Here is a 16,232-nt window from a genome sequence, read left to right as displayed (position 1 = left end):
TTTCCCCCTTTTATCGGCAATTTAACACTTCTGCAATATGCATCACTTTAATTGGCTTACCCTGACGTTGAATGCGACCACCGATATTCAATAAGCAGCCTGCGTCAGCTCCTATCAAAATGTCAGCGCCTGTTTCTTCCACATTCAGTACTTTTTCATTGACCATTTCTCCAGAAATATTGCCCATTTTAACTGAAAATGTGCCACCAAATCCGCAGCATCGATCCTTACCAGGGAGATCCACATAATGCAAGCCCTTGACGTTCTTTAATAATTGGAAGGGTGCCTCTGTTACACCAAGTAATCTTGTCATATGGCATGACGTATGATAAGTAGCTTTACCTTCTAGATACGCTCCAACATCTTCTATCTTTAATACGTTGACAATAAACTCTGTGAATTCATAGGTTTTAGCTGCTAATGCTTGCGCTTTTGGCTCCCATATGGGGTCTCCTTTAAAAACTTCCGGATATTCCTTCAACATATAAGCGCAGGAACCAGAGGGAGAGACTACATATTCAGCATGCTCAAAGGCTGTGATCATTTTTTTCATCGCATTTTTCGATTCTTCGACATAGCCGCTATTGTAAGCAGGCTGTCCACAGCAAATTTGATCCTCTGGAAAGTCGATGTCACAGCCAAGTCTTTCTAATACTTCAACAACTGCTTTTCCCACATCCCCTTGAAACATATCCACTAAGCAAGTGGCGAATAGTGTGACTTTCATATTCATCGCTCCTTTTGTAAACAACTGGTCATCTGATGACTTGTCAATAATTTAATCTTACAACAAATTTGAAAAAGTGAAAACGTTTTTTTTATGAATTTTCAGAAAAGAAAAACTACCTAGCTTGTACTAGGTAGTTTTTAGTGTGAATTGGATTCTGTTGTTTCGAAATATTGTAATAGCACTTTTTCAACGTTGCTTAAATGAGATGCCATTGCATGTTTGGCTAGCTCTTCGTTTTGCTGTTTAATCGCGAGGAAAATCTGCATATGTTCATCATATAATTGTTCGCTCGTTGTTTTTTGTGAATACAACCAAATTCGCCGTGTCTCTTTCATCGTTTCGATCATTAAACCAGAAATTTGATCTAAAATTGTAGTGAGTAGGGGATTTTGAGAGGCATTGGAAATTGCTGCATGAAATTGATAATCTGCTTTTTCACCAAGCTCGCCATCACCATGTGCCTGCTTCATATCCTCTAAAATTTGTACCATTGCCTGAATATCCTGATCTGTACGTTGGAGGGCTGCACGCCCTGCTGCTCCCACTTCAATAATTTTGCGCACTTCTAGTAAATGAGCAATATCCTGTCTATTCGTTAACATAGCGGTGGATAAAGGAAAGTCAAGCTGATGGGCTGGCACACTTTTGACAAACGTTCCAGAGCCTTGTTTGATTTCAATCAATCCCATTGCTTTTAATGCAGATAATGCCTCCCGTACAGCGGAACGACTCACTTGTAATTGCTCGGCAAGCTGCTCAACTGAGTCAAGCCGATCACCTGGCTTAAGGACACCAGCTCTTATTTTTTCATGCAAGATTTCGGATACTTCTTCATAGATCTTTTTTGGTCTAATCTTTCTTAATTCCAAGGGCTACACCTCTTTTTTCGCTCATTTGCTATCATCATTATACATGAAAATAAGTCGTTTACTCATGGTTTACCATGAACACTTTGTGTAGAGTAGAGGAATGTCGAAATTTAAAGAAATAATAATGAAACATATAAACATATAATAAGGTCATCTGATGATTGTATATCCAGATGATTTAAAAGATGAGTGTAAAATAAATAGTTTCTTACTATAACATGGGCGTGATAGTGTCTATGAAAAACAGAAGCTTCTTTCAACATTAATGACAAGTAATCGACACTGTCAAGAAAAAGGTAGAAAAATTAGCTATATTCTTTTTGAAAAAGGGGGAAGAATGGCGGATTTTGTTGACAGAAAATCAACAGGAGCGCATAATGCAGAAGTAGCTTGGTGGGACTTCTCAAAAATCTCATCATTTTGCCATGAAACGTTCACAAACTAGAAGGGCGCATTTTATTTTGTTTTTTGGTACGATGGATGCAGTAACTGTAAGGAGCGAATAAAAAATATGGGATCTGATATTAACGTATTTTTAGCTTTTGGTGCAGGGTTCTTAAGTTTTATTTCACCATGTACTCTTCCACTATATCCAGCATTTTTATCGTACATAACGGGTATGACATTAGATGAGCTAAAATCAGAAAAAGGTATGCTACAAAAACGTGCCATTTTCCACACACTATTCTTTTTACTAGGCTTTTCCATTATCTTTATCATTATTGGACTAAGTGCTTCATATGCAGCAGAATTCTTCCTAAATTATCAAACATTATTACGACAGGTTGGGGCTATTTTAATCGTCGTATTCGGTTTAATGATTGTGGGATTATTGCAGATAGACTTCTTAATGAAGGATCGAAAGTTCCAATTTAAAAATAGACCATCTGGCTATTTTGGGTCTGTCTTAATTGGTATTGCCTTTGCGGCAGGCTGGACACCATGTACAGGACCAATCCTTGCATCGATTATCATGTTAGCAAGTACAAACCCAGGTGCGGGCTTTAGCTATATGTTTGCGTATTATTTAGGATTCGCCATTCCATTCTTCGTGCTATCTTTCTTCATTTCACGAATGACTTGGATTCGTACACACAGCCAGAAAATTGTAAAAATCGGCGGTTACATCATGATTGCCGTTGGGATTTTATTATTCTTTGATGGCTTAACGTATATTACACGCGTTTTACAGCCTATTTTCGGTGGATTTACAGGGTTTTAATTTGTTAAACTAAAGAGGCATACCGAACTTTAACGTGGAGGGAGATGAACATGTGCCTACAGTTTTAGTAGTAGATGATACGCTATTTATGCGTGTTGCAATCAGTAATATGTTTACAGAATGGGGCTATGAGGTAGTCGGTAAGGCAGTAAATGGTAAGGAAGCTGTGGCGATGTATCGTGAGTTACAACCAGATTTAGTCACAATGGATGTAACGATGCCCGTTATGACAGGTATTGCAGCCGTAAAAAAAATCATCCCAGAATTTCCAGATGCAAAAATCATTATGGTAACAGCATTAGGGCAGCAAAAATTAATCGTAGAAGCGATTGAGAGTGGGGCAAAGGATTTTATTACAAAGCCTTTCGAGCCAGAACGATTAAAGGCTGTTGCTGATCAATTACTTGGACAAAATTGTTAATTAGACATTAGAGGAGGATTTTTTTATGTTAAGCAGCATCCCTTCTCACTATTATGTTATAGGGTCGACCATTATGGCCATTCTTATGGGGAGCTTTGTGATGGTCATACGAATGAGAGCTTCCAAAATGCCGACAAATGAGAAGAAAATTATTATTCCACCAATAGCGATGTCCTCAGGTGCACTGATGTTTTTATTCGAGCAATTCCGTGTACCACCGATGCAAATCTTAGAGGCGGCAGCTGTAGGAATGGTATTCTCGACAATATTAATTGCTACTTCTAAATTTGAAGTAAAGGGTCGAGATATTTATTTAAAACGTTCAAAAGCATTCGCTTTTATATTAATCGGATTGTTAATATTCCGAGTGGTGGCGAAAATGATTTTAAGTAGCTCCATCGATGTCGGTGAATTAGCAGGTATGTTCTGGATATTAGCCTTTGCCATGTTAGTACCATGGCGTATCGCAATGCTAATCCAGTTTAAACGCGTCAAAAAAACAATTCCAAAACTACACTAGTGCTGAAGCTAGTGTAGTTTTTTTATGCATTTAAGCGCTGGAGGAACTGGATAGCCTTATAAAAGTGACGGATAAAGCAGCAAAGCATGGATAGAAGTCCAAATAAAGAGGATAAAGCTAGCAAAGTGCAGGATAACCTCATAAAAGTGGCGGATAGAATCCCAAAAGTAGAGGATAGAGCAGCAAAGCGCGGTTAGAAGTCCAAATGGAGAGGATAAAGCTAGAAAAGTGCAGAGTAGCTTCATAAAAGTGGCGGATAGAACCTCAAAAGTAGAGGATAGAGCAGCAAAGCGCGGTTAGAAGTCCAAAAAAAGAGGATAAAGCTAGCAAAGTGCAGGATAGCTTCATAAAAGTGGCGGATAAAAACTCAAAAGTAGAGGATAGAGCAGCAAAGCATGGTTAGAAGTCCAACTAAAGAGGATAAAGCTAGGAAAGTGCAGGATAGCTTCTTAGGACAATAATCCCATAACTAAGTAAAAACGCTACACAAAGATTTGTGCAGCGTTTACTCATTCGAATAGATGTTCATAGGGGGAGATGTCAATTTGCATTTGCTCTAATTTTTTGCGTAAAAATTTGTGATCGCGTTTTGGTGTTGCTTGGATATAGCCGCGAATAATGAGGTCATTGTTAATAGCAGCTGCTTTTTCTTCTAATGCGAGCTCGCCAATTTTTCCTGCAATTTTTTCCTTCGCCACTTGTCTAAAAAGCTCAGGGACGGGGCTTACGAGTTCATAGAGTAATTCTTTTTCAGCTTGTCCCCACAAGTGAACGGTTTTATCTAAATAATATTCTTGCCAATCTAAATCTGATTTTCCATCCTGCTTTGGGAGTGCCTTTAAAAATTTGCGGAACATGAAGAATCCGCCAATAGCCATCAATGAAATGAGGACGACAACCCAAAATAAAATAAACCATAAAAACCAACCTTGTAACAAATCGTTCACCTCTTTGCCTTCTCTCACTCTATTATAAAAGCTTCCGAAAAAAAATTCATCCTTAATGTCCCTTTTTTAGCAATTCGCCTTTATATAGTGTGCAGAAAGGAGGTGATGCTACATGGCTAATGTTAACTTTGTAAATGCTACACTGCGTCTCAAGTATGTGGATGGCTATGATGAGAACAATGAGCCTACGTTCACCACGAAATCGTATCGAAATATTAACAACACACATAGCGCGGACGATTTGTTAGCTGTTGCTTATGCTATTGCTAGTCTTTCATCACAATCACTGGCTGGCATTGCGAAACAGGAAACACACGATTTATCTTAAGGAGGGACCACAGAATGACACAAGTTCTAGAATTGCAATTTGCCACAACTGATGGGAAAACGACAACCCTTTCGATTGATGCACCGAAGCCGAATATCACGGTGACTGACATTCAGCAGGCAATGACAACGATTATGGCTAAAAATGTTTTTACCGGGCAAGGTGGTGCACTGTCAGCCATCAAGGGAGCTCGTATTGTAGATCGTCAAGTCACAGAATTTGAAGTAGTAACAGAATAATTCAAAAATGGTCTTTGCTACGAGAAGTGCAAAGACCATTTTTAACGTGAGAGAGGAGGAGAAGGATGGAACAGTGGTTGAACATGATATCCGATATCGGTTTTCCGATTTTAGTGTCATTTTATTTATTACACCGCGTCGAAGTAAAGCTTGATGCGATTCATGCTGCACTCGTTTCATTAAAATGAAATGGATTTCACAAAGATGTACGAAAGCTGTCACTTAGAAGTTCTTGTCAACGCTTACAACCTACGTTAGGATGGGGATAGTGTAGGTTAGGGAGAGTGTTGACATGAAACGTAAATTAATAGGGCTAGTGCTGCTGTTAGCCTGTGCATCTGTGCTAGGCGCATGTGGAAACTCAAAATTTAAAGCAGATTATAGTCTAGAAATACCCGATTTTGAACATGTTAATCAACGTGGTGAAACGGTTTCGCTTGAAAGCTTAAAAGGTAAGCCTTGGATTGGTATGTATATTTTCACAAACTGTGTGTCCATCTGCCCGCCCATGTCATTAAACATGGCACAAGTCCAAGAAAAGCTTCAGAAAAAAGGAGTAGAGGACTATAACATCGTTGCCTTTTCAGTAGATCCAGATGTTGATCAACCAGATGTGTTAGCGGATTATCTTAGTAAATACAATGTTCCAGATGAATCTAAATGGAACCTTCTTACAGGGTATTCACAGAAATATATCGAACAATTTGCGGTGAAAAATACAAAGATTTTAGTGAAAAACGACCCTAACAGTGACCAAGTCATTCATGGCAATCAATTTTTCTTAGTCGATAAAGATGGTGTCCTCGTCAAAATGTATAATGGTTATGCTGAAAACATTGAAGATGTACCGATTGATACGATAGCTTCTGATATCGAAACATATATTGATGAAAATTTATAAAGTAACAGTAAACCGTCTCAAATGGTTGAGGCGGTTTTTTTATGTATTTTTCTATCTGGAAAAATAATCTTTTTCTGGTTGTGAGTCGTTTATAGTGTAGAAGGAGGATGATGGCGTGTCTGATCATGAAAATTTCGAGCAGTTAATGGCTATACATACGGAGCAATTGTTTCGAATTGCTTATTACTATACAAAGGATTTACAAATAGCCGAGGATATTGTACAGGATGTGTTTATTAAGTTCTATCATCAAAAACAATATGAGGAACGAGGAGAGATGAAGGCATACTTAGCCCGCATGACAATCAATAAATGCAAAGATTATTTAAAAAGCTGGGCATACAGAAAAATAACATTTCAGCATAAATTTTTTACCAAACAAAAATCAACATTGCCGGACACACTGATTCGTCAAGATGAACAAGCACTGTTAGATGATGCCATTTTAAGCTTACCTCTCAAACCACGAGAAGCAATTGTCTATTTTTACTTGGAGGAGATGACGATTAAAGAGATTGCGGAGCTACTTGCGATTCCTGAAGGTACTGTGAAATCACGTTTAAAGAAAGGAAAGGAGCTATTAAAAATAGAGTTACAACATATTGAATGGGAGGTGCTTTTCCATGGATAAGCATACAATGCAGGTACTACAAGATGTTTCAGCACATAAGGAAGCCATTATTCATAAGGTTCGACAACAAATTCAGCAAGAGCCTGTTATGCCCAAGCCAAGATGGACATATCGTGCCGTTACGATAATGATTACCTGCTCTATTTTACTATTTATTGCCTGGCAAGCCGCAAAACCGATGGATGAGCTGGCGACACAGGATGAAGGGGTAACACCTACATTCACGGATTTATTTCAAACAGAAGTGGAGGGAAAAGCCACAGCATACAGTAATTTTCTTCCACTTGCTAATTATTTAAGTCAGGCAAAACATATCCAATATTATGCACCACTTCAAGGTTTAGAGGCGATGCAATCAGTAGCAACATCACTGGAGGATGTCGTTCATCTCACTGATCCTGAAAATTTACCATTTCAACCAAATATACATGAGGTCTATGCAATTTCAGCAAAAATGGAGGATGGTAGCCAACAAACACAATTTCAATTTAGCTATAAAGAAAAATCCTCCACTGGGGTGGATTTACAATTTATTAATTTTACCGTGACAAATGTAAAGTATAATCCCTTAGCGAGCTATGTGAAGTCGAAAAATATGGAAGAAACTTTAGGGATGAAAGTTTCGAATATAGGCTTAAATTTTATGAATCCCCTGTTTTATCGGGAGATGTCACCAGAACGAGGTTATGTATATACTTATTATAATTATGATGAGACGGATAAGCGAATCTTTCAAATGACTACTAGAGCCAATGAGTTTTATTCTTACTATAACGGCTATGTTTATCATATCGGGTATCAACTTGATGGAGAACCACAGGAGGTTCAAGAAAAAATGGCGATCCTTGCAAAAGATTTTATTCTTGGCGAATAAGTCATGAGACATTTCAATTGAGCTATAATAGAATGATAGAAAAGAGGGGATGGAGGTTCGACTATGACAATTGCACAAACCTATTTACAAGTTGTTCAGAAAAGATTTCAAAGTGTGAAAGAGCTAGGGGATAAAACACTTGCCCAAATGGAAGAGGCACAATTGCACTGGGCATACAATGAAGAATCCAATAGTATTGCAGTGATTGTAAAGCATATAAGTGGAAATATGGTTTCCCGCTGGACAGATTTTTTAACGACAGATGGAGAAAAGCCAACGAGAAATCGAGATGATGAGTTTGAGGATAGTCTTCACACCAAAGAAGCAATCATCTCAGCTTGGGACAAGGGGTGGCAAGTGTTTTTAGAGGCCTTGGCGAGTTTAACAGAATCCGATTTACAGGGACATGTCACGATTAGAGGGGAGCGGCTAGCAGTCATTGATGCTATTGAAAGACAAATGGCACACTATGCACAGCACGTCGGTCAAATCATTTATATCGCCAAATTGGTAAAGGGCTCTGATTGGCAAACACTCAGTATTCCTAAAGGACAGTCACAAGCTTTTACTGAAGCCATGCTAGATAAACATCAACGCTAAAGAAGAAAGATCGTAGCCAAGTAGTAGGTGCTACGATCTTTTTTCTGCTAAATAGAGCTTGTATAAGGCTGTTTCTAGGTCGGTCGCTTGAGCGAGTTCAAATGCCTCCTGCTGACTTCTATGATTTGTGATTATCTCATAGAAAAAGTGAATTAGAAACATGAGATTAGCATTACCCTCAATATAATCATCAGGAGCTAGGTAGGAATGACAGCCACTCTCTAAAAAGGCTGTCGCTAGCTGCTGCCAGCCTAATGTACAGCCTGCCGCAATGACCTTGACACCCTGTAGCTGACAATAGGTTAAGACATCTTGAGGGTCAAAATAGATACTCCTTGGTTCATTTTCTTCATATACCTCTTCTCCTAGCTCAGGCAGACAAAATCGCCCCTCATCGCCGTGAAAGTTTAATAGCAAATAATCCATTTTGTGAGGAAGATCATTTCCAGATAAAATATCAATTAAATCATTTGGTCTGCCAATTAAATCGAGTGTCACTCCTGCACCAAAAGATTCCAGTGCTGCTCGAATGGCCATGGATTCAAAATCACAGTCAGGACCAACTACTAAATGTACGTATAATTCTGGTCTACTCATACATCATCACCTCTATTTAAGTATAGCTGAAACTTATTAGAGTAGTAAATCGTATATGACAATAATTACTATAAATGTAAAGTGGTAAAGGAGGTTATAAAGTGTACAAGAGTGGTTATATTCATACACTTATTCTGGGCATTGTCCTAAGTATAAGCACACTACTACTCTTCATTTACAATGAAAGGCAGCGGGAGGAGCTAGTGCCGCTGCATACTCCCATTCAATCAATTAAAGAGGCTTGGTATTTGTCTGGAAGTAATGGCAAAGAGCAATATTTATATCCATTAAAGCAAGTATTCTACGTCGACCGCTATGAGGTGAAAGATACAGATCGCCTTCAGCAAGTTTTACAAACTAAAAAGGACCTTAGCAGTCGACCAGCAGACCATGAAGCAGTAAGTGATTTATACATACGCTTCCATAATGGCAAGGAAACGGCCTTGAAAGTAATAGTCGAGGATGAACGATTCTTCCTAATGGATCAAAAAACAGGATTGTATTATGTACTGCAAGCACAAGAAGCTGAGGATTATTTTCATTTGTTAAATGAGAAAAGCAAAATGTCGTGGCTATTATTTATTGTTTATACAATTTTATTTTTTGGTCTTGTCTATATGCTTGTAAAGAAACTAATAGCCGCTAAATCCACAGAGAAAGAAAGCATTCCCTCCAATACGAGGGAAAAAAGATCACTAGCAGATTCTATTTATCCAGCCATCCTGCCCTTGGTCATCACATTCTCTATGCAGATTTATGGGGCTCAACATAGCTTACTATTACTGAGTGCGATGATGCTGACTTCAGGCATTCGAGAGTTTTTAGAAAAAAGAGGTCATTTTCTGAAAATGCTCCTACATCTTCCGCTCTTTTGGTGTTATCTCTATGGTTTCCAAATGATTACTTCCTATTTCAACTAGTAAAATAGTGGATATTATTGTCAATAGATTAGATGCGAAATTCTCATTATTGTTAAATTTTAGCGATAGTTTAGGAGGAGGAGCATAGATTTTATAGGCTAATAGGTTTAGGTAGGCTATACTCAAGTGGATTATAGAAGAATAGAGGGAATCATATGAGACTAACTGTGGAACGGAAATTGCAATTTGCTTTTGGTATTGTCCTCATCTTTTTACTGCTTATATCAGGGATTGCTATGTACTACTTGAATAATAATAATCAGACATTAGCAGAAATCGAAGACAATACGGAATTAATCCATTTATATCAAGATATCTCGTTCCAAACCGTACGAGCGAATGCGGCTATTCGTGGGTATATGTTATATGGCAAGGAAGAAATGCTCAACAATCATCATGAAATCCGAAATACCTTACATACGTCGATTAATCGACTTCAAGAAGTAGGCGATAGTAATCAAGATTTTGATCAATTTTTATCGCAGCTTGACGACTGGGAAAAGGCTATAGATGGGCAGATTGTGCCTCTTTATCAGCGAGGGGAACATCAGCAGGCACAACAAATGGCTTTACCGATTTTAGGTGAGGGCTCTCAGAAATTGGTTGTCTTTGGAAAAACGATGGCAACAGCTCAGCAAGAAGATATGCAGGCTCATATTGAGGCTACCAAGCAAAAAGGAGAAAGAAGTGGCCTGGAAATTATGATTCTAGTGGCTATTTCTCTACTTATAAGCATTATCATTGCAACACTATTTGGTAGACGAATCGCAAAAAATATTCAACAAACAGTAGTTGAAATGGATAAGTTTTCGGAAGGGAATTTGCATACGCATTTACAATTTAAAACCAAGGATGAGTTTGCACACTTAGCTGATTCCTTCAATAGTATGTCAGAAAAGCTTCGACTGATGATGAAACAAGTCGGAAACTCCTCTGAGCAAGTTGCCGCAACATCCGAACAGCTAACAGCAAGTAGCATGGAGGTTACACAGGCGACAGAGGTGGTAACAGAATCTATTCATGATATTGCACAAGGGATTGATCAGCAGGATACATTAACAAGTGATGTACGAAATTTATCTGCCCATATCTTGAAGAAAATGAATGATATTTCTACAAGCATACAAAGCGTGAATCAAGCAACAGTCAACACGAAAAATATGGCACAAACAGGTCGTTCTTCGGTACATGATGTTACAGCGCAAATGAATGAAATCTCTACTAACACAAGTGAGCTAAATACACGTGTACAAGATTTAGATGACAATACAGCGGCGATTGTATCAGCAGTAAATGTCATTAAGAGTATAGCGACACAGACCAATTTACTAGCAATCAATGCCTCTATTGAAGCCGCAAGGAGCGGGGAGCATGGGAAAGGCTTTGCGGTAGTAGCAGAGGAAGTCCGCAAGCTAGCAGATGAGTCAAATCTTGCTGCAGTCGATATTGAAAAAGTAGTGGCCCAAATTACAGATAGCACGAGGATTATCGAGGAAGATATGGTTAATAGTAATGATTCTGTCCATGTAGGTCGTGAAAAGGTTAATGTGGCAAGGGATAACTTTATACAAATTGATGATGCCATTAATGATGTACAAGCACAGACCGAGCTAGTAACGGCAGCCATTCAAGCAATTCATCAAGATATTGAAAAGTTAGTGCAGGAAATGGACTATATGAGTGAAGTGTCGATAAAATCAAGCCATCATGTGCAAAGTGTTGCAGCCTCTTCAGAGGAACAAAATGCAGCTATGGAGGAGGTAGCAGCAGCCTCTACCCATCTAGCAAAGATGGCAATAGACCTGCAAGAATCCATTCAATCGTTTAAATACTAAATTCAATTGACCCCTGTCTAGTTACAGGGGTTTTATTTGTCGGTAAAGCCTGAATAATATGAAAATCGTAAAAATGTTAGAAAAAATTTTTTTCGTCCGATAAAAGCTTTGGGAGAAATGTTAAGCAGATAAAGAGAGGGAGAGGTTTAGAAAAAATCAAAAGGAGATTGATATATGAAGAAACTATTTAGCAGTTTTAAGGGCAAGCTTTATACGCTATTCGCGCTAGTATTACTTATCCCTGTCATATCTGTTGGGAGTTTGTCTTATTTATCTGCAAAAGACTCGATTGAAGAAGAAATTTTATTTAGTGCCAATGAAAGTGTAGGCATTTTAAATAAGCTCATTGACAAAACAATTAGTGAGAAAATGAGTGACATCAATGTATTTAGTAGTGAAATAGATGCGCGTCAATATGAAGAAGCACAAGCTTCGATTGTGGCTAAATTTCAGCAATATACAAAGCTTAATGCAGATGTATTGAGTGTTTATATTGGCATGAATGACGGTCGATTTACACAGGAGCCAAAATTGAATGGTGCAGACTATAATCCATTAGATCGAGATTGGTATAAAGAGGCGACAGCTTTAAAAGGTGAAACCTTAATCACCAACCCTTACAAGGATGCGGGGACGGGTGATATGGTGGTAACAGTTGCTAAGCAGACGAAGGATCATGCTGGAGTTGTGGCAATCGATATTAAATTAACCGATCTTCAAAAAATTGCTGATTCAATTCGAATCGGAAAAAATGGGTATCCTTCAATTTTTGGAGAAGACAAGATGGTCATTTCACATCCTACACTTGAAGCGGGAGGAGAACTGAAAGAAAGTTTCCTTGATAAAATGTACGAAAGTCCATCAGGTACGTATGAATATGTCTTTAATGGTGATGATCGTCTATTATTCTATACGACAAATGAACTGACAAATTGGAAAATAACAGGAACGATTTTTGCTGAAGAAATTGATGAGTCTGCTTCCTCGATTTTATACCATACGATTCTAGTCCTCATAGCAGCAATTATCATCAGTTCCATCATTTTTTATTTTGTAATGAGGGCTGTCATTAAACCAATTAAAGCCTTAAAGGATAGTGCGGTTACGATCAGCAAAGGGGATCTCACGGAAATGGTAACGATTACGTCAAAAGATGAGATTGGCCAATTAGGACAAGCCTTTAATGATATGCAAGAAAGCTTACGGACACTAATACAAAAAATTGAACAAAATGCAGAGGAGGTTGCTTCTTCAGCAGAAGAGCTAACTGCCAATGCCAATCAGACAAGCATTGCAACAGAAAAAGTGGCGATTTCCATTCAGGATGTTGCAACAAGTGCTGATTCTCAAACGATTAGTGCCAATAAAAATGCAGCTTCTTTACATGAGCTTTCTACTGCCATTCTGCATATTGCTGAAATCTCCTCCGCTGTGACGGACCTTTCACAGCATGCGACATTACAGGCGGATGAAGGCGGACAAGCTGTTCAAAATACAAAAAATCAAATGCAATCCATTCATTTATCCGTAGCAGACTCCAATGCGAAAATCCAGACATTGCATGAACGCTCTCAGCAAATTACATCCATTTTAGATGTGATTACAAGCATTGCAGATCAAACAAATTTACTAGCTTTAAATGCAGCTATCGAAGCAGCGAGAGCAGGAGAGCATGGGAAAGGCTTTGCAGTCGTGGCAGACGAAGTGCGTAAGCTTGCAGAGCAATCACAGGAATCAGCTAAACAAATATTTGAGCTTATCCGAGGGATTCAGCAAGAAACGGAGCAATCTGTCAGTATTATGGCGAAGGTTACAGAGGATGTGCAAAGTGGATTGCATATTTCCGATGAAGCCATTGCAAAATTCCAAGTCATTATGACAAGTATGAATGAGATTACCCCTAAAATGGAGGAGGTCTCCTCAGCCTCTGAACAGATGTCTGCAGGTGTTCAAGAGGTAGCGGCAGTAACAGAAGATTTGGCATTCTCCGCGAAAGGCAATGCAGCGGCGTCTGAGGATGTAGCGGCATCAACAGAGGAACAATTAGCCTCAATGGAGGAAATCAATGCCTCTGCGCAAGCACTCGCACATATGGCGGATGAATTAAAGCTACTGATTAGTCAGTTTAAATATTAAAGCACAACGCCACTCCAAAATTTTGGGGTGGCGTTAAGTGTTGATTACTAGTAGAGCAAAGTAACCGTTTTTTATAAAATTACCATTTATTTAAATATCGAAAAAACGCCACTCAATTTTAGAAGTGGCGTTCAGTATTTTATCGATCTTCTTCTTCCCAACAGTCTGTATTTTTTAAGGTTGGGATTGATTTTGCATAGAAGACAGGATTTTTTCCTGCTCTACGTTGCTCAGTAAAGTCGTCTAGCACGAGGAAGGCAATTTTACCGAGCATCATAATGATGGCGATATTGATAAGCGCCATCAGCCCCATAAAGAGGTCAGCGAGATTCCATACAAGCTGTACCTGTGCGATGGAGCCGAACATGACCATAACTAACACTAAAATTCGATAGCAAAACATCCAAGCTTTATGGGCATCCATAAATTCAATATTGGATTCACCATAATAATAATTACCAATAATCGAACTAAAAGCGAAGAAAATGATGGAGATGGCAATAAAATAAGGAGCCCAATCACCAACATGAACAGCTAAAGAATTTTGCGTCAAAATAATACCATCACTCTCACCTTTATCATATAAGCCCGCTAAAATAATGATAAAGGCAGTGGCTGTACAAATCATAATCGTATCAAAAAAGACACCTAAGCTTTGTACAAGTCCTTGTTTAGCAGGATGCGAAGTATTAGCAGTCGCAGCAGCATTCGGTACACTTCCCATCCCTGCTTCATTGGAAAATAAACCGCGACGTACGCCCTGCATGATTGCTGCCCCAATTGCGCCACCAGCAGCTTCCTGTAGGCCAAATGCATGAGTGAAAATTAATGAAAAAACATGTGGGATTTCCGATAAATTAGTCACCACTACAAAAAGAGCTACAAGTAAATAGAAGATGGCCATAACTGGAACAAGAACTTGTGTCACCTTTACAATTCGATGGACACCACCAAAAATAATTAATCCAGTTAAAATGACAAGTATAGCCCCGATAATCTTTGGATTTACATCGAAGGCTTCGCCGACTGAAGTGGCAATTGTGTTGGATTGCACAGCATTAAAAATAAAGCCAAAGCTTAATGTTAATAGAATACTAAAAATAATGCCAAGCTTTCGCTGACCTAATGCTTTCTCCATATAGTAGGCGGGCCCACCACGGAATGTATCGCCATCCTTCACTTTATAGATCTGTGCTAAGGTACTTTCAATGAAGGCAGTGGCCATCCCTAAAATCGCGATTATCCACATCCAAAATACTGCACCAGGACCGCCTACACCAATGGCTAAGGCTACCCCTGTAATATTTCCTGTGCCGACACGTGAAGCAGCACTAATGGTAAAGGCTTGGAACGGAGAAACCCCCGAATCGCCCTCTCTTTTTTCTACAATTAAACGAAACATTTCAGGAAAAAGACGAATTTGTACAAACTTCGTACCGAATGAAAAATATAGTCCTGCTGCTAAAAGTAAGATAATGAGGATATATGTCCATAAAATATTATTTCCACTGTCAACTATTGTTGAGATCCATTCCATAAGTTGTCCTCCTTTCACAATACGCTTTAGTCTACACTGTTTTTTTATTAAAAATCAACTTTTCTAAAATAATGAATTATACTAAAATTTTGATATTTATAATTTATTAATTGAGAAAACTCATTTTATCTACTATTTTCCAATCCTTGTATATTATTTTTGGAAAATTTTCTTATTTTTGTGTGAGAGAGGCGTATAATAATAGAAAAAAAGGAGTGGTGTAGACATGAAAACAATCGGCTTAATTGGTGGGATGAGCTGGGAGTCATCTGCTGAATATTACAGACTTATCAATGAACAGGTTAAACATAGACTAGGGGGCTTACACTCTGCGAAATGTATTTTGTTTAGTGTAGATTTCCAGCTAATTGAGCATTTTCAAGCTAACGGTGAGTGGGACAAAGCAGGTGAGGTGCTAGCTCAAGCTGCACAAGCACTGGAGCGGGCAGGTGCAGACCTAGTCATCATTTGTACCAATACAATGCATAAGGTCATTGATGTTATCGAGCCTGCTATAACCATTCCTATTTTACATATTGCGGATGCCACAGCTAAGCAAATCAAAGAAGCGGGGTTACAGAAAATAGCGCTTCTTGGCACAAAGTACACAATGGAGCAAGCGTTTTATAAGGCAAGGATAGAAAGCTTTGCCATAGAGGTGATTGTGCCTGACAGCAACGACCGAATGGAAGTAAACCGAATTATTTACGATGAATTGTGTCTTGGTACCATTGTACCAGCATCTAAAAGGTACTATAGCCAAGTGATCGAGGAGCTTGTACATGCGGGGGCGCAAGGGGTAATTTTGGGCTGTACGGAAATCGGCTTACTGATTCAGCAGGAGGATGTCAGCATTCCCGTGTTTGATACAACGGCTATCCATGCACAGGCTGCTGTGTTAATGGCGATTCAGGAGGATGCATAA

The 16,232-nt window shown here is 38.8% G+C and carries 19 protein-coding genes; 14 read left to right on the top strand and 5 right to left on the bottom strand.

Annotated features, from left to right (window positions below; translation table 11 throughout):
• Positions 1-10: 10 nt before the first annotated feature.
• Together ACMGGO_RS14235 and ACMGGO_RS14230 are read right to left on the bottom strand one after the other, a co-directional pair.
• Positions 11-727 (bottom strand): (Fe-S)-binding protein, encoded by a 717-nt coding sequence (locus tag ACMGGO_RS14235; RefSeq protein ID WP_115673934.1) that lies wholly within the window; start codon positions 725-727, stop codon positions 11-13.
• A gap of 140 nt (positions 728-867) precedes the next feature.
• The gene (locus ACMGGO_RS14230) at positions 868-1,599 is read right to left on the bottom strand and encodes a FadR/GntR family transcriptional regulator (protein ID WP_131519810.1); all 732 of its coding nucleotides are present in this window, start codon (positions 1,597-1,599) and stop codon (positions 868-870) included.
• A 511-nt stretch (positions 1,600-2,110) separates the two neighbouring features.
• Between ACMGGO_RS14230 and ACMGGO_RS14225 the strand changes: the two genes are divergently transcribed.
• The 3 genes from ACMGGO_RS14225 to ACMGGO_RS14215 are packed head-to-tail and all read left to right on the top strand — an operon-like array spanning position 2,111 to position 3,762.
• On the top strand, positions 2,111-2,821 hold the full coding sequence (locus ACMGGO_RS14225; RefSeq protein ID WP_016995208.1) for a cytochrome c biogenesis CcdA family protein: 711 nt from the start codon (positions 2,111-2,113) through the stop codon (positions 2,819-2,821).
• 34 nt (positions 2,822-2,855) lie between these two features.
• Positions 2,856-3,242 (top strand): response regulator, encoded by a 387-nt coding sequence (locus ACMGGO_RS14220; RefSeq protein ID WP_004229473.1) that lies wholly within the window; start codon positions 2,856-2,858, stop codon positions 3,240-3,242.
• Between the two features lie 25 nt (positions 3,243-3,267).
• On the top strand, positions 3,268-3,762 hold the full coding sequence (locus ACMGGO_RS14215) for a CcdC family protein (protein WP_004229470.1): 495 nt from the start codon (positions 3,268-3,270) through the stop codon (positions 3,760-3,762).
• Positions 3,763-4,271: 509 nt separating this feature from the next.
• Here the strand turns inward: ACMGGO_RS14215 and ACMGGO_RS14210 are convergent.
• Positions 4,272-4,700, bottom strand: a complete 429-nt coding sequence (locus ACMGGO_RS14210; protein ID WP_004229468.1) for a DUF2621 domain-containing protein — start codon at positions 4,698-4,700, stop codon at positions 4,272-4,274.
• 121 nt (positions 4,701-4,821) lie between these two features.
• On the opposite strand from ACMGGO_RS14210, the gene ACMGGO_RS14205 reads away from it, so the two are divergent.
• The 7 genes from ACMGGO_RS14205 to ACMGGO_RS14175 all read left to right on the top strand — a co-directional run bounded on the left by ACMGGO_RS14205 (position 4,822) and on the right by ACMGGO_RS14175 (position 8,282).
• Entirely contained in the window at positions 4,822-5,037 is a 216-nt protein-coding gene (locus ACMGGO_RS14205; RefSeq protein ID WP_004229465.1) for a DUF1659 domain-containing protein, read from the top strand.
• Between the two features lie 14 nt (positions 5,038-5,051).
• Entirely contained in the window at positions 5,052-5,276 is a 225-nt protein-coding gene (locus ACMGGO_RS14200) for a DUF2922 domain-containing protein (protein WP_131519811.1), read from the top strand.
• A 65-nt stretch (positions 5,277-5,341) separates the two neighbouring features.
• On the top strand, positions 5,342-5,464 hold the full coding sequence (locus ACMGGO_RS14195; RefSeq protein ID WP_004229459.1) for a YvrJ family protein: 123 nt from the start codon (positions 5,342-5,344) through the stop codon (positions 5,462-5,464).
• Between the two features lie 104 nt (positions 5,465-5,568).
• A complete protein-coding gene (locus ACMGGO_RS14190; RefSeq protein ID WP_054550847.1) occupies positions 5,569-6,177 on the top strand; it encodes an SCO family protein in 609 nt (202 codons plus the stop codon).
• 115 nt (positions 6,178-6,292) lie between these two features.
• Positions 6,293-6,808: an RNA polymerase sigma factor gene (locus tag ACMGGO_RS14185; protein ID WP_081011064.1), complete on the top strand. Its 516-nt coding sequence runs from the start codon at positions 6,293-6,295 to the stop codon at positions 6,806-6,808.
• Positions 6,801-7,682, top strand: a complete 882-nt coding sequence (locus tag ACMGGO_RS14180; RefSeq protein ID WP_259948720.1) for a hypothetical protein — start codon at positions 6,801-6,803, stop codon at positions 7,680-7,682. Before ACMGGO_RS14185 ends, ACMGGO_RS14180 begins: the two co-directional genes overlap by 8 nt.
• Positions 7,683-7,745: 63 nt before the next feature.
• Positions 7,746-8,282, top strand: a complete 537-nt coding sequence (locus tag ACMGGO_RS14175) for a DUF1572 family protein (protein ID WP_016992030.1) — start codon at positions 7,746-7,748, stop codon at positions 8,280-8,282.
• A gap of 30 nt (positions 8,283-8,312) precedes the next feature.
• Here ACMGGO_RS14175 and ACMGGO_RS14170 read toward each other — a convergent pair whose 3' ends face one another.
• A complete protein-coding gene (locus ACMGGO_RS14170; RefSeq protein WP_004229454.1) occupies positions 8,313-8,879 on the bottom strand; it encodes a hypothetical protein in 567 nt (188 codons plus the stop codon).
• A gap of 101 nt (positions 8,880-8,980) precedes the next feature.
• Between ACMGGO_RS14170 and ACMGGO_RS14165 the strand changes: the two genes are divergently transcribed.
• From ACMGGO_RS14165 to ACMGGO_RS14155, 3 genes are all read left to right on the top strand, one after another.
• The gene (locus ACMGGO_RS14165; RefSeq protein ID WP_259948724.1) at positions 8,981-9,799 is read left to right on the top strand and encodes a hypothetical protein; all 819 of its coding nucleotides are present in this window, start codon (positions 8,981-8,983) and stop codon (positions 9,797-9,799) included.
• A gap of 155 nt (positions 9,800-9,954) precedes the next feature.
• On the top strand, positions 9,955-11,634 hold the full coding sequence (locus tag ACMGGO_RS14160; protein WP_259948726.1) for a methyl-accepting chemotaxis protein: 1,680 nt from the start codon (positions 9,955-9,957) through the stop codon (positions 11,632-11,634).
• 174 nt (positions 11,635-11,808) lie between these two features.
• On the top strand, positions 11,809-13,770 hold the full coding sequence (locus ACMGGO_RS14155) for a methyl-accepting chemotaxis protein (protein ID WP_048390218.1): 1,962 nt from the start codon (positions 11,809-11,811) through the stop codon (positions 13,768-13,770).
• Between the two features lie 139 nt (positions 13,771-13,909).
• Here the strand turns inward: ACMGGO_RS14155 and ACMGGO_RS14150 are convergent, their stop codons facing one another.
• Positions 13,910-15,307 (bottom strand): alanine/glycine:cation symporter family protein, encoded by a 1,398-nt coding sequence (locus ACMGGO_RS14150; RefSeq protein ID WP_259948729.1) that lies wholly within the window; start codon positions 15,305-15,307, stop codon positions 13,910-13,912.
• A 226-nt stretch (positions 15,308-15,533) separates the two neighbouring features.
• On the opposite strand from ACMGGO_RS14150, the gene ACMGGO_RS14145 reads away from it, so the two are divergent.
• The gene (locus tag ACMGGO_RS14145) at positions 15,534-16,232 is read left to right on the top strand and encodes an aspartate/glutamate racemase family protein (RefSeq protein ID WP_420281972.1); all 699 of its coding nucleotides are present in this window, start codon (positions 15,534-15,536) and stop codon (positions 16,230-16,232) included.

It is taken from the genome of Lysinibacillus sp. BNK-21, from assembly GCF_048684915.1.
GTDB classification, from domain to species: domain Bacteria; phylum Bacillota; class Bacilli; order Bacillales_A; family Planococcaceae; genus Lysinibacillus; species Lysinibacillus capsici.
This window is presented reverse-complemented; position numbering and strand designations above follow the sequence as displayed.

Bases quoted from the DNA above. Each gene is read 5' to 3' on its own strand.
- ACMGGO_RS14225 (WP_016995208.1), top strand. From the start codon at position 2,111: ATGGGATCTGATATTAACGTATTTTTAGCTTTTGGTGCAGGGTTCTTA.
- ACMGGO_RS14190 (WP_054550847.1), top strand. From the start codon at position 5,569: ATGAAACGTAAATTAATAGGGCTAGTGCTGCTGTTAGCCTGTGCATCT.
- ACMGGO_RS14150 (WP_259948729.1), bottom strand. From the start codon at position 15,307: ATGGAATGGATCTCAACAATAGTTGACAGTGGAAATAATATTTTATGG.
- ACMGGO_RS14170 (WP_004229454.1), bottom strand. From the start codon at position 8,879: ATGAGTAGACCAGAATTATACGTACATTTAGTAGTTGGTCCTGACTGT.
- ACMGGO_RS14175 (WP_016992030.1), top strand. From the start codon at position 7,746: ATGACAATTGCACAAACCTATTTACAAGTTGTTCAGAAAAGATTTCAA.
- ACMGGO_RS14200 (WP_131519811.1), top strand. From the start codon at position 5,052: ATGACACAAGTTCTAGAATTGCAATTTGCCACAACTGATGGGAAAACG.
- ACMGGO_RS14215 (WP_004229470.1), top strand. From the start codon at position 3,268: ATGTTAAGCAGCATCCCTTCTCACTATTATGTTATAGGGTCGACCATT.
- ACMGGO_RS14180 (WP_259948720.1), top strand. From the start codon at position 6,801: ATGGATAAGCATACAATGCAGGTACTACAAGATGTTTCAGCACATAAG.
- ACMGGO_RS14205 (WP_004229465.1), top strand. From the start codon at position 4,822: ATGGCTAATGTTAACTTTGTAAATGCTACACTGCGTCTCAAGTATGTG.
- ACMGGO_RS14160 (WP_259948726.1), top strand. From the start codon at position 9,955: ATGAGACTAACTGTGGAACGGAAATTGCAATTTGCTTTTGGTATTGTC.
- ACMGGO_RS14155 (WP_048390218.1), top strand. From the start codon at position 11,809: ATGAAGAAACTATTTAGCAGTTTTAAGGGCAAGCTTTATACGCTATTC.
- ACMGGO_RS14145 (WP_420281972.1), top strand. From the start codon at position 15,534: ATGAAAACAATCGGCTTAATTGGTGGGATGAGCTGGGAGTCATCTGCT.
- ACMGGO_RS14235 (WP_115673934.1), bottom strand. From the start codon at position 727: ATGAAAGTCACACTATTCGCCACTTGCTTAGTGGATATGTTTCAAGGG.
- ACMGGO_RS14195 (WP_004229459.1), top strand. From the start codon at position 5,342: ATGGAACAGTGGTTGAACATGATATCCGATATCGGTTTTCCGATTTTA.